Origin of the sequence: Pantoea sp. B550 (assembly GCF_024158165.1) — a bacterium.
In the GTDB taxonomy this organism is placed as follows: Bacteria; Pseudomonadota; Gammaproteobacteria; order Enterobacterales; family Enterobacteriaceae; genus Pantoea; species Pantoea alfalfae.
Genome location: NZ_JAMYXI010000003.1, coordinates 419977 through 432717 on the forward strand (window position 1 = coordinate 419977; position 12741 = coordinate 432717).

The 12741-nt window shown below is 61.2% G+C and carries 11 protein-coding genes; all 11 read right to left on the bottom strand.

The features are described from left to right. The 11 genes from NIM72_RS05125 to NIM72_RS05175 all read right to left on the bottom strand — a co-directional run bounded on the left by NIM72_RS05125 (nt 1) and on the right by NIM72_RS05175 (nt 12722). Nucleotides 1–2046: a hydantoinase/oxoprolinase family protein gene (locus tag NIM72_RS05125; protein ID WP_253419132.1), complete on the bottom strand. Its 2046-nt coding sequence runs from the start codon at nt 2044–2046 to the stop codon at nt 1–3. Between the two features lie 18 nt (nt 2047–2064). Then, nucleotides 2065–2511, bottom strand: a complete 447-nt coding sequence (locus NIM72_RS05130; RefSeq protein WP_253419135.1) for a GNAT family N-acetyltransferase — start codon at nt 2509–2511, stop codon at nt 2065–2067. Nucleotides 2512–2763: 252 nt separating this feature from the next. Continuing rightward, nucleotides 2764–3276 carry an Lrp/AsnC family transcriptional regulator gene (locus NIM72_RS05135; protein ID WP_010247853.1) on the bottom strand — a complete coding sequence of 171 codons (513 nt, stop codon included), beginning with the start codon at nt 3274–3276 and terminating at the stop codon, nt 2764–2766. A gap of 165 nt (nt 3277–3441) precedes the next feature. Beyond that, nucleotides 3442–4758 (bottom strand): 4-aminobutyrate--2-oxoglutarate transaminase, encoded by a 1317-nt coding sequence (gene gabT, locus NIM72_RS05140; protein ID WP_161735935.1) that lies wholly within the window; start codon nt 4756–4758, stop codon nt 3442–3444. 113 nt (nt 4759–4871) lie between these two features. Then, nucleotides 4872–6005 carry a M20 aminoacylase family protein gene (locus NIM72_RS05145; RefSeq protein WP_253419138.1) on the bottom strand — a complete coding sequence of 378 codons (1134 nt, stop codon included), beginning with the start codon at nt 6003–6005 and terminating at the stop codon, nt 4872–4874. A gap of 1 nt (nt 6006) precedes the next feature. Further along, nucleotides 6007–6933, bottom strand: a complete 927-nt coding sequence (locus tag NIM72_RS05150; protein ID WP_253419141.1) for a glyoxylate/hydroxypyruvate reductase A — start codon at nt 6931–6933, stop codon at nt 6007–6009. Next, nucleotides 6933–7775: a GNAT family N-acetyltransferase gene (locus NIM72_RS05155; RefSeq protein WP_253419145.1), complete on the bottom strand. Its 843-nt coding sequence runs from the start codon at nt 7773–7775 to the stop codon at nt 6933–6935. The genes NIM72_RS05150 and NIM72_RS05155 overlap by 1 nt, the downstream gene beginning before the upstream one ends. A gap of 11 nt (nt 7776–7786) precedes the next feature. Further along, nucleotides 7787–9118 (bottom strand): FAD-binding oxidoreductase, encoded by a 1332-nt coding sequence (locus NIM72_RS05160; RefSeq protein WP_161735948.1) that lies wholly within the window; start codon nt 9116–9118, stop codon nt 7787–7789. A gap of 138 nt (nt 9119–9256) precedes the next feature. Then, nucleotides 9257–10921 carry an ABC transporter ATP-binding protein gene (locus NIM72_RS05165; RefSeq protein ID WP_253419148.1) on the bottom strand — a complete coding sequence of 555 codons (1665 nt, stop codon included), beginning with the start codon at nt 10919–10921 and terminating at the stop codon, nt 9257–9259. After that, on the bottom strand, nt 10918–11769 hold the full coding sequence (locus NIM72_RS05170; RefSeq protein ID WP_161735940.1) for an ABC transporter permease: 852 nt from the start codon (nt 11767–11769) through the stop codon (nt 10918–10920). The genes NIM72_RS05165 and NIM72_RS05170 overlap by 4 nt, the downstream gene beginning before the upstream one ends. Beyond that, on the bottom strand, nt 11766–12722 hold the full coding sequence (locus NIM72_RS05175) for an ABC transporter permease (protein WP_010247875.1): 957 nt from the start codon (nt 12720–12722) through the stop codon (nt 11766–11768). The genes NIM72_RS05170 and NIM72_RS05175 overlap by 4 nt, the downstream gene beginning before the upstream one ends. Nucleotides 12723–12741: the final 19 nt, after the last annotated feature.

Consider the following 12741-nt stretch of genomic DNA (forward strand, 5'->3'; position numbering starts at 1 on the left):
TTATGCCTCGTTCGCCGTGATGAGCAGATTACCGAATGAATCGACCGTGACGCTCATGCCGGGCGGCACGCAGGTGGTGCAGTCGTCCTGGGCGATGATGACCGGGCCACTGAGCTGATGTCCGGCACGCAGCACTGAACGCAGCACTAAATCGATCTGATGCCAGCCGCCGTCGATCCAGGCTCTGGTCTGTTTCAGGACCGGCACGGGTGCTGTGGCGGGGGGAAGTGTGATGAGCACCGGTTTCGGCGTCGGTGAGGTCATCACCAGCCGCAGGGTGATCAGCTGCACTGGCGCCTCCGGGTCACAGTGACCAAACAGCTGCTGGTGCTGCCGGTCAAAGGCGTCATGCAGCGCAGCGAAGTCCGCCTGCACCAGCCAGCTCGCCTCCAGCGGCACGTCGATTTCAAACGACTGACCGCGATAGCGCATATCCGCGCTGAACTGCAGGCTGTATGGCATGTCGCTGCCGTGCTCCTGCGCCAGCCAGCCGCAGGCGCGCTGCTGCAAGGCGTCGGCTTCACTGGCTAAGGTGTCGGCCAGCGCAGGCGTCAGATCGCCGTAGAGCGTACGGATAAAGTCGTTGCGGATGTCCGCCACCAGCCCGCCCAGCGCGGAGAGCACGCCCGGCGTCGGCGGCACGATCACCCCTTTCATGTTCAGTTCGCGGGCGAGAAAACAGCCCATCATCGGTCCCGCGCCGCCAAAGGCGAGGAACCAGAATTCACGTGGATCGAGGCCAAAGCGCGACAGCAGGCCGCTGGTGTCGCTGTACATGCTGGAGATCGCCAGCTGGATAGCGGTCTCGGCGGTTTCTTCAACCGAAATTGCGAGCGCATCCGCCAGCGGCTGCCAGGCCGCACAGGCGGCGGCAACATCCACCGTCACCGCGTCATAACCCAGCGCACCGTGGCCCATCATGCCGCAGGCGGCAAAGGCATCGGTAGCGGTCGGCTGCGTGCCGCCGCGCTGGAAGCAGACCGGCCCGGGTAGCGAACCGGCGCTGTCCGGCCCCATCTGCAATACGCCCTGCCCATCAATCCACGCCAGCGAGCCGCCGCCCTGACCCACCGAGGTCACAGCGACGGAAGGAATAAAGATCGGGAAATCCCCGATGATTTCGCCATTGCCCTGCGCCACCTTGCCGTCGATGATCACCGCCACGTCGGCGCTGGTGCCGCCGATATCCAGGCTGAGGATTTTGTCAAAACCGCAGGCGCTGGCGAGGTAACTGGCGCCAATCACGCCGGATGCGGTGCCGGAGAGCACCATCTGCACACATTCGCGCTTCGCCTGGTCAACGCCCATTACCCCGCCGTTGGATTTGGTGATGCGCGGCGGTGGCTTAACGCCAAGCCGTTGCAGTGCCTGCTCAAAGGATTCCAGGTAGTGAATGACCATCGGCTGCACGTAGGCGTTGATGGTGGCGGTGATGGTGCGTTCATATTCGCGGATGATCGGCCAGATGTCGGCGGAACAGGAGGTCAGCAGTTCAGGTGCCACCTCATCGATAATCGCCTTCACCGCCGCTTCATTGTGTCGGTTGCGATAGCTGTGCAGCAGCGACACCACAATGCCCTGACAGCCGGCAGCGCGTGCCTGATGGATTGCGTCGAGCACACTCTGGCGATCCACGGGTTGCAGTATGTTGCCCTGCGCGTCGCTGCGTTCGCGGATGGCAAACACCCTGTCACGGGTAATCAGCGGCGCTGCATGCCGTGAGAAAAGGTCATGGATATGCGGGATTTTCAGCCGGGCCAGCTCCAGTACATCGCAGAAGCCCTCGGTGGCAAACAGCGCCAGCCGCACGCCGCGCCGCTGGATCACCGCATTGATGCCTACCGTGGTGCCGTGAGTGAAGTAGCCAATTTCAGCGGGATCAATGCCCTGCTGCTGCTGAAACTGCGCCAGCCCGGTTAAGATTTCGCTGCCGGGCTTATCCGGTCGCGACAGGACCTTCAGGGTGTGGATCTGGTTCGTTTGCTGATCGAGCACGGCGAAATCGGTAAAGGAACCACCAATATCCACGCCAACGCGGTATCGCATATCGGGTTAACTCCAGTGTCAGGAAGGGGGAAATTCCATCAGCGCCTCGGGATGCTGCACCACACGCCAGCCGAGCCGTTGGTAGACCTGATGCGCATCCTGGGTTGAGAGCATCCAGCGATGCACCGTTTGCAGCTCCGGGTGTTCACGAACACAGGTCGCCAGCCAGCTACCCAGCCCGTGACCACGCCAGTTTTCATCAATTATCACGTCGCACAGCCAGCCAAAGCGGGTGTAGTCGGTGATTAGTCGGGCAAAGCCAATCTGTGCCTGCTGGTGATAGAGGCCAAACGGCAGCGAACCGGCAATCGCCCGCCGGGTTTTCGCTTCCGGCTGGCCTTTGGCCCAGTACGACTTCTCCGCCAGCTGGATGTGGATCCAGGCCAGATCGAGCCGCTGGCGATCGGTAGAGACAGTGAACGCATCGCGCTGCCACTGCTGGTCAGCAATCAGTAGTGAGTCCATCACAACTCCTTGTATCGGTTGAATTCAGTGTAAAAGGGTTCGCTCAACGATTGAGGCCGTAGCACGCGACAAAACCGGACAGAGCGACTGAATTTTGGGCAGGGAAAAAATTTTATGCTGAGGGAAAAATCGCAAAGGTTAAAGGGGAAAGGAAGCCCGTCTGTGAACAAAGGTGGGTGGGGGGAACAGCAGACAGAGACAATGCGTGTGGCCGCCCTCTCCACCGGGGAGGTGGCGAGAGGCGACCGCCCGTTATACGCCGAATTCGACTGAGTTATGTTTGCCGATGAGCGAGCGTAATGGCACGCTGCTTTTCATGATCGGGGATTTGATGACGATATAGCTGAAGTACTTATCGATGCCGATCTGCGCGTCGAGCATCTTCTCAATCACTTCCTGGTAATGTTCAATGCTGCGGGTAATAAAGCGCAGCAGATAGTCATAGCCGCCGGTGATCAGATGGCACTCCATCAGTTCATCGACGTCGCGCATCGCACTTTCAAATTTCATAAAATCTTCGCGGCGATGGCCGGACAGGGTGACTTCGGTAAAGACAGTCACTGAATCAGTGATGCGGGTGAGATTAATGTGCGCTTCATAACCGGTGATAAAACCGGCCTGTTCCAGACGTTTGACCCGTTGCAGACAGGGGCTGGGCGAGAGGCCTACGGCGTCGGCGAGGTTAACGTTGCTGATACGGCCATCTTTCTGGAGTTGCACCAGGATGTTGATGTCGATGCGGTCGAGTTTCATTAAGCCGTTCATAGCACCCCCCTCATTGTCAGAGCCTGTTGGGCCAGGCGCGCAATCAAATGTTCAGAACCTCCCGAAGATATAACATGCTTTACCGTAAACGCGCCAGCGCTTCGCAGTGGTTATACCAGCGGGAGATTTTCAAATTACTCTAACAAAATCAATGAGGAATACGGTTTAACCCAGCCGGCCGGTGGCACGTGCCAGCGCAATATCGAAAATATGCAGCGCCTCTTCCAGCTGTGAGTCGGTAGTGACCAGCGGTGCCAGGAAACGGATGGTGTTGCGATGCAGGCCGCACTTAATCAGCAGCAGTCCTTCCTGACAGGCGCTGTCGAGGATCTTCTGGGTCAGCGCCGCATCGGGACGACCGGTTTCGAAATCAAGAATTTCTACCGCCTGCATGAAGCCCACACCGCGCACGTCACCGATGCAGGCATATTTATCCGCCAGCTGTCGCAGACGGGCATTGAGCTGTTCGCCGAGCTGACAGGAACGCTGCAGCAGGTTCTCATGCTCAAACAGATCCAGCACCGCCAGTGCCGCCGCACAGGCCAGTGCGTTGCCGCCATAAGTACCGCCTAACCCGCCAGGCGTCGGTGCCTCCATGATCTCCGCACGCCCCACCACGCCAGAAATCGGCAGCCCCCCGCCCAGGCTTTTCGCCAGCGTGACTAAATCGGGTGTGATACCCAGTTGCTGGAAGGCGAACATCGTGCCGGTACGCCCGAAGCCGGACTGGATTTCATCACAAATCAGCAGAATGCCGTGCTGGCTGGTAATGCGACGCAACGCCTGCATAAATGCCGGGCCAGCGGGCAGGAAGCCGCCGTCGCCCTGAACCGGCTCAATGATAATCGCCGCCACACGCTCCGGCAGGATCTGCACCGCGAATAGCTGATCCAGCGCCTTCAGGCAGTCCGCTTCCGTCACGCCGTGCAGTGGATTCGGGAAGGGAAGACGATAGATGTCGCCGGGGAACGGGCCAAAGTTCTGTTTGTATGGCGCGGACATGCCGGTCAGGGTGACGCCCAGCAGGGTGCGGCCATGAAACGCGCCATCAAACGCGATAATGCCGGGGCGCTGAGTGTGTGAGCGGGCAATCTTCACCGCATTTTCCACCGCTTCGGCGCCGCTGGTGAAGAAGACACTTTTGTACGCCTCATCGCCACCCACCAGTCTATTCAGCCGCTGCGCCAGCTCAATGTAGCCCGGATAGGCCACCACCTGAAAACAGGCGTGTGACACCAGACCAAGCTGGCGGGTCACCGCATTGACTACCGCCGGGTGATTGTGACCGACATTCAGCACGCCGATGCCGCCAACAAAGTCGAGATAGCGATTGCCCTCAACGTCCCACACTTCACTGCCTCTGGCGCGTTCAATCACCAGCGGATGGGCGGTCACTACACCGCGCGGCACGTTCTGCTCGCGTGCATCCAGTAACAGGCTGTTATCGGAGTATGCTTGCTGCTCTGCCATGACATTCTGCATTTTAAACCCTCATCCACGTAACGTTCGGTTGGCTCAAGTATCGCAACCCGCTGGTTTCTCACGCTGCCGTAATTTTCGAGGCAGCGGCATTTCCTGTCAAAATCCCGCTGCATTCAGCAGGGAAATTTCTCTGCCAGCGCCTGGCGTACCAGCGCGACAAAAACGTTAACGCCATGCGGGATCAGCGCATCGTTGAAGTCATAAGCGGCATGGTGCAATGGCTTGCAGGGTGCCGATCCCAGCCACAGATAGGCACCGGGACACGCCTGTAACATAAAAGCGAAATCTTCCGAGGTGAGCGCGGGTCTGGCCGCGGTGTCAACCGGTATGCCCGCCTGCGTCAGCGCCTCCAGACAAAACTGCGCTTCCGTCGCGCTGTTAATCGTCGCCGGGTAGTAACGCTGATAGTTCACTTCTGCGCGCAGGCCATGAGCCGCCGTGACGTGCTCCGCCATCTGGCGCAGCCGCACTTCAATCGTATCCTGCGCCGCCGGGCTGAAGGTACGCACCGTGCCGGTGATACTCGCCTCGGCCGGGATCATGTTGTGTGAAAAGCCACCCTGCATCCGTGTGACGGTGAGCAGCGCGGTTTCACACGGGTCGAGTGCGCGTGAAACCAGCGTATTGAGCTGCACCACCAGCTCGCTGGCCGCCAGCAGGGTGTCGCGTGTAAGGTGTGGCTGCGCGGCGTGGCCGCCGCCGCCCAGCACCCTGATATCAAAGCGGTCGGCCGCTGCCATAATCGGGCCAGGGCGGGTCTGTACCTGACCGAGCGGCAGTTCCGGCCAGTTGTGAATGGCGTAGACCGCCTCACAGGGAAAGCGGCTGAAGAGGCCGTCGTCGATCATCGCTTTTGCACCCGCCAGTCCCTCTTCAGCAGGCTGGAAGATAAAGCAGACGCTGCCGTCAAAGCTGACGACCCGCGCCAGTTTTTCAGCGGCACCCAGCAGCATCACGGTGTGACCATCGTGGCCGCAGGCGTGACTCACCTGCTCTGCCTGACTTTGCCATTCCGTGCCGCCTTGATCCTGCATCGGCAGCGCATCCATATCGGCGCGCAGGCCAATCATGCGTTCACTGGTGCCCTTTTTCAGTATCCCGACCACGCCGGTTTTACCGATGCCGCGATGCACCTCGATGCCCAGCTGGTGCAGGAAGTTCGCCACGATGTCGCTGGTGCGCTGCTCCTGAAAACCCAGCTCCGGGTGCACATGCAGGTCGCGGCGCAGTACCACTAAATGTTCCATCTTAATATCCTCGCGAACGGTCAATCTCACCGTGCAGCGGCTCACCACGCTGGTAGCGCCGCAGATTCTCCAGCAGGGCCGCAATGGCACTCTCATTCTGCGTCTGGCTGGCAATGTGCGGCGTCAGCCAGATGGCGGGATGGTGCCAGAAGGGATGGCCCGGCGGTAACGGCTCCGGATCGGTGACGTCAATGACGGCGGCGCGGAGCTGACCGCTCTCCAGCGCCTGCAGCAGATCATCATGATTCAGCTGCGGGCCGCGTCCGGCCTGTACCAGCGCCGCGCCGTGCGGTAGCTGGCTGAACAGGGACTGATTCAGCAAACCCTGGGTGGTGTCGGTCAGCGGCAGCAGGCAGACCAGAATCTCGCTGTGCGCCAGGAAGTCAGCGAGTTGATCCGCGCCGTGCCAGCAGCGCACACCGGGGCACTCGCGCGGTGTGCGGCTCCAGCCTGCGCAGTCAAAGCCCAGCGCCACCAGCCAGGCTAACGCGGCCTGCCCCAGTTCGCCAAGCCCCATCACGCCGACCCGACGCTGCCCGGCAGGTATGGCTGCATGAGGCTGCCACTGTTGCTGGCGTTGCTGATGGAAATAGCGCGGCATGTCGCGATGCAGACCGAGCACCGCGAAGGTGACATATTCCACCATGCCCTGCGTCAGGCCTGGCTCGATCATTCTGATTACCGGCAGGTCGGGCGGCAGCGTGCTGAAGTCAAACTGATCGGCACCGGCCCCCACCGAGAACAGCAGTTTCAGGCGGGGAAACAGCGCCGGAATGTCAGCTGGTGGCTGCCAGGCGACCAGAGCCTCAACCTGCTCCGGATCACCGGTCTCCGGCCAGAGATGCAGCTGAATATCAGGCGCATGTTCCGCCAGCCAGCGCTGCCAGATCCGGCCTCGTTCCGGCTCCGATTTATAGACGATATGCATCAGGCCATCGCCTGCGTCATCAGTCCAAATGCGTGCATACCCTGCGGCGTCCAGGGCGTGCCGCGCACCATGGTGGTGGGCGCATCGACCTGAGGGATACCAAGACGTTCAAGCCAGGCTGCCATCGGCAGCGCGGCATCGGTGTCGATGCGCAGAAACTCACCCTGCAGCGACTGCATCAGCGAGGCGACCAGCGCCTGAGCCATCGGGAAATCCGCCGCTATCACCGGGCCAATCGCCCAGCCGTGACCAAAGCGGCGCAGGCTGGCGAAGCCCTGAATCCGCTGTGCCGCGTCCTCTAAGAGCACCGTCTGGCAGTCGCGCACTAAATGCTCAATCAGCGCCGGACGATGCATGCCGTGTGCCTGCTGATCCAGCGTGACCAGCGTGTCACGATCGGCTACTGTCGCCGGGCGCAGTTTCAGCCCCGCGGGGATCACCACCTCTGGCAGCGTGGTAACTGCACGCGTCTGGTGCTGACGGATCTCACCACAGCTGACAAAGCCAAGTTTTTCATACAGCCCTTTGCCCATTTCGGTGGCGTGCAGACGCACGTTAACGTCGGGCAGTTTTTCCAGCTGCGCCAGCATCAGCTGCTTGCCGAGGCCGCGTCCCTGCTGCTGGTTATCGATAATCACCAGTCCCACCGTGGCGGCACGGTCACCCCAGCGCCAGAGCACAGCGCTGCCCATCAGTTTGCCCTGCTCTTCTATTACTATGCCTTCGCCCAGTTGTAACGCCAGCTGCCAGTCTTCACGTCGGTGGGGCCATTTCAGCGCCTGCGTTAAGGCGAAACATGGGTCGAGATCGTCTGGCGTCATTGCGCGTATTGTCAGGCTCATTCGCGTTCTCCTTACATCATGCCTGGCGTGTCAAGTCCGCTGCCGTCAACCAGACGGCTGTAGCGGTAAGGGGTCGGATCGACGATGGGTGTGGCGTCGGTCGCCAGATCGGCGGCCAGTCGTCCGGCACCCGGTCCGATACCGAAACCGTGGGCGCTATAACCCGCCGAGAGCACCAGCCCCGGCAGTTTCGCCACGGTGGAGATAACCGGAATGGCGTCCGGGGTGCTGTCAATCATGCCGCCCCATGACTGCGCCAGCCGGAGATTCGCCAGCGCCGGGTATTCACGCCGCATTGCCGCCAGTCCTTCTTCCACGATTTTTGCATCCGCTGCCGGATCGAGAATGCGCATCCGCTCAAACGGCGACTCGCGGTCGAATGACCAGCCCCCCATCGCCTCAGGGCCGTTGAAGAACGGTGACAGGCCGAGATTCAGGGTCAGATTCTTGCGGCGGCTCTTAAAGGTCGGATAGAACTGACGGGCATAGCGCAGCCCCTGTGCGCCCGGCTCCAGACGACCACGACCAGATACTGACACGGTATAGCTGCCATCCATTTGTGGGCGACAGGCGAAGCCCGGTGTGTAGAGCGGCATGGCGATCGCCTGCTCAATGGGCTGCGTGCGGAAGGCCGTGCCAATCACGTTGCCCAGCGGCAGGTCGATGCCGTGACGACGGCAGAACATGGAGGTCCAGGCCCCGGCGGCACAGATAACCCGGCTGGTTTTGATCAGACCGCGCTCGGTCCAGACGCCGCTGACCCGTCCGGCGGCGATATCCAGTCCCCGCACGGCGCACTGCTGAAACAGCAGTGCACCCTTTTTCTGCGCGCCAGCCACCAGCCCAGGCGCCGCCAGGCGCGGCTCGGCGTGACCATCGGTGGGCGACGAGAGACCGCCCAGCCAGTTTGTGGTGCTGCCGGGCGTCATCGCTTTAGCCTGCTCTGCGGTGAGAATCGAACTGCGCATGCCATAGCCTTTCGCCATCTGGTTCCACTTATCCCAGGCCGCGATATCCGACTCTGCCTGCGTGGCGTAAACCAGCCCGCTGCGGCGGAAACCCAGCTCTTCGCCGGTTTCTTCACTGAGCTCCCCCCAGCGTTGCAGCGCATAGATAATCAGCGGCAGCTCACGCTCATCACGGTTTTGCTGGCGGCACCAGCCCCAGTTGCGGCTTGACTGCTCAGCGCCGACCAGTCCTTTTTCAATCAGCACCACCTTCACTCCCTGCTTCGCCAGCTCCCAGGTGGCGGCGGCACCGGCGATACCGGCGCCAATCACCACCACATCGGCGGAATCGGGAAAGTCAGCACTGTCCTGTACATAACGAATCGGTGCGGGCATAACAAGATGACCTCTGTTGTCAGTATCGGGTCTGGCGCAGAGCGACGTCGCCGCTGTACGCTGACCCACGCCGCCTGCCTTGCACATCAGTACTATGCAGACGGATAAATTCAGTTGCCCGTAAGGCTCAGCGGCAACTCACTCCGCTTTTAAAATCTCTTCATGCTCATCCAGCCAGCCCTGCCGCAGCTCCGGCACTGCGCGCTTCAGCCGCTCGAAATACAACTCGCTGGTCGGCTTGTCGTAGTCGTTGCGTGCCAGCTGGGTGACGATGCGACCGCTTTTCATCACCACAATTTCGTCGCACACCGCGCGCACCGCATGCATGTCGTGGCTGATGAAGATCACGGAAAGCCCCAGTTCGCGGCGCAGTTCGCTGATTAAGTCGAGGACGGCGGCGGCGACCACAGTATCCAGCGCTGAGGTCACTTCATCACACAAAATCAGATCCGGCTCCGCTGCCAGCGCACGCGCCAGGTTGACGCGCTGCTTCTGACCGCCGGAGAGTGCCCAGGGACGCCGCCACAGTACGCTGCGTGGCAGCTGCACCAGATCCAGCAGCTGATAAAGTCGCTGCTGTCGGGCTGCGCCGCTCAGGCCGTGAAACAGCGTTAGCGGGCGCGACAGGATGCGCTCAACGCTATGGGCCGGATTCAGCGCGGTATCTGCCATCTGGAACACATACTGAATGCGCCGCAGCTCGTTGTCAGGACGTTTCTGCATATCGCCGGCAATATAGTGGCCGTTAAACAGGATATGCCCGTGGCTCGGCGCGTTGAGACCAGCAATGGCATGAGCCAGCGTCGTTTTGCCTGAACCTGACTCGCCGATGATGCCAATCGCCTGCCCTTTCCACAGCTTAAGGTTAATCTCCTCCAGAATGCGTATTTTTGGCTGGCCGTCGCTGCCGCGCGGACCGTAACCGGCATAGAGATCGCGCACTTCCAGCAGCGGCTGAATATCGGCGGCAGCCGGACACCAGTTGCTGGGCCGCTCTTTCTGCCGCGCTGCGTCCATCAGCAGCCGCGTGTACTCTGCCTGCGGCGCGCCAATCAGGTGCGCGGTGCTGCCATACTCCGCCATTTTACCGCGCAGCAGCACCAGAATCCGGTCAGCCATCTGTGCCACCACGGCCAGATCGTGACTGACGTAAATCGCGGTGACGCCGCGCTGCACCACCACGCGGCGAAACGCCTTCAGCACTTCCACCTGCGTGGTGACATCCAGTGCGGTCGTAGGCTCATCAAGGATCACGACGTCGGGATCGCCAATCAGCGCCATCGCCGTCATCAGACGCTGTAACTGACCACCCGACACCTGGTGCGGGAACCGGTCACCAATGGTCCCGGGATTGGGCAGCGCCAGCTCACGGAACAGGCCGATCGCTTTCGCTTTCGCGTCTTTATGGGTCATCGTGCCGTGAATAACCACCGGCTCAATCACCTGGTCGAGGATCTTCATGCCCGGATTAAATGACGCCGCCGCGCTCTGGGCGATATAGGCGACTTTATTGCCGCGAAACGCGCGCAGCTGGCCCGGTGTCAGACTGTTAATGTCGGTGCCGGCAACGTGAATATTGCCCTCGGCGATGCGGCAGCCGCTGCGGGCATAGCCCATCAGCGCCATCGCGATAGTGGTTTTCCCGGAGCCGGATTCGCCAATCAGCGCCAGCACCTCGCCCTTCTGCACCGTGAAGTGAATGTCGGAAACGAGGTCGATCTCTTCGCCGCGATCGGTCTGCGCGGTAACGCGCAGTTTATCCACCGAAATCACCGGCATGGCGGTATGTGGTGTCACGTTCATGCTCCCTCCTTCGCCAGCGTCATCGGACGCATCGCCTGCAGGCTGTCTATAAACAGGTTGGCGCCAATGGTCAGGCTGGCAATCGCCAGCGCGGGCATCAGTACCGCGGGCGAGCCATCAAACAGCCCCTGCATATTTTCACGAACCAGCGTGCCCCAGTCAGCGTACGGCGGCTGCACTCCCAGGCCAAGGAAGCTCAGGCCGCTCAGCAGCAGCACGATGTAGACAAAGCGCAGGCCAAAGTCCGTCAGCATCGGGTGCACCATGTTAGGCAGGATATCGTGAAGGGCGATATACCAGCGGCTTTCGCCCCGCAGCCGTGATGCCCGGACGTAGTCCATGCTGCGCAGCGAACTGGCCATGGCAAACGCGATGCGGAATGCGCCCGGCCAGTAGGTGAACACCGCCGTGAGGATCAGCATGGGCAGCGAGGAGCCAAACACCGCGACAATCATCAGCGACAGCACTTTGCCCGGCAGCACCAGCAGGGCATCGTTGACGCGGCCCAGCAGCTCCTCCAGCCAGCGTCCCGTTACCGCCGCCAGCAGCGCCAGCAGCGTGCCGATCAGGCTGGCCAGCAGTGCCGCACTCAGCGCCAGACCGATGGAGAACTTCGCGCCGTAGAGAATACGGCTCAGCATGTCGCGTCCCAGGTAGTCGGTCCCCAGCAGGTTATCCGCCGTCATGCCGCCCATCAGCGGACCGCCGCCGATGTCATCAATGCTGTGCGGAGCCAGTGGCGTGCCAAACACCGCCATCAGCAGCCAGAACAGCGACATGATGAGACCCAGCCGGCCTGACCAGGAGAGCGACTGTAAGAAACGCCAGGGCAACAAGAGAGTATTCATGCGCTTCTCCATTTCGGGTTAAAGGCGATAGTCAGAATGTCGGCCGCCAGCAGCAGAACCAGGTAGCAGGCGGCGAACAACATCACGCAGAGCTGCACCACCGGCAGGTCGCGATTACTGACCGCATCCACCAGCTGGCTGGCCAGACCGGGATAGCTGAAGATGGTTTCGATGATGATCACGCCGCCAAACAGGTAGGAGAGGCTGAGTGAAATCGCATTGGCGATCGGGCCAACCGCGTTGGGTAGCGCATGACGCAGCACGGCGCGGAGCGGCGATACCCCTTTCAGCAGCGCCATCTCCAGGTAGGGGCTGTCGAGCTGGTTGATAATGGCGGCTCGCGTCATACGCGCCATCTGCGCCACCAGCACGCAGCAGAGCGTCAGCACCGGCAGCGCATAGGCTTTGAGGTAACTCAGCAGGTCGCTATCCGGACTGCCGAACGACATCGCCGACACCCAGTGCAGCTTCACGGCAAAAATCAGCACCGCTACCGTCGCCACCAGAAACTCCGGCACGGCCACCGTCGCCATGGTGCCGATAACCAGGGCCCGGTCGAGCCGGGAACCGCGATTCATCGCCGCAATAATGCCGATAATCAGCGCCAGCGGCACGCAGATCAGCGTGGTGATGCCCGCCAGTTCAAAGGTGGCGGGAATGCGCTGCGCCACCAGCTGCGAGACCGGCAAATGGCTGGCAAACGAGGTGCCAAAGTCGCCCTGCACCATGCCTGTCAGCCAGTGGAAGTAGCGCATCAGCAAAGGCTGATCGAGACCCAGTTGCTGCCGTAACGCCGCCACCGTTTCCGGTGTGGCATTCTGGCCAAGGATCATCTGCGCCGCGTCACCCGGCAGCAGGCTGGTGATGAAAAACACCACCGCCGAGACGATAAGCAACGTCAGGATGCCAGCACCAATGCGCCGGGCAATCAGGAACAGCATGTATCGGTTCATCGGCGAACTCCTTATGAAT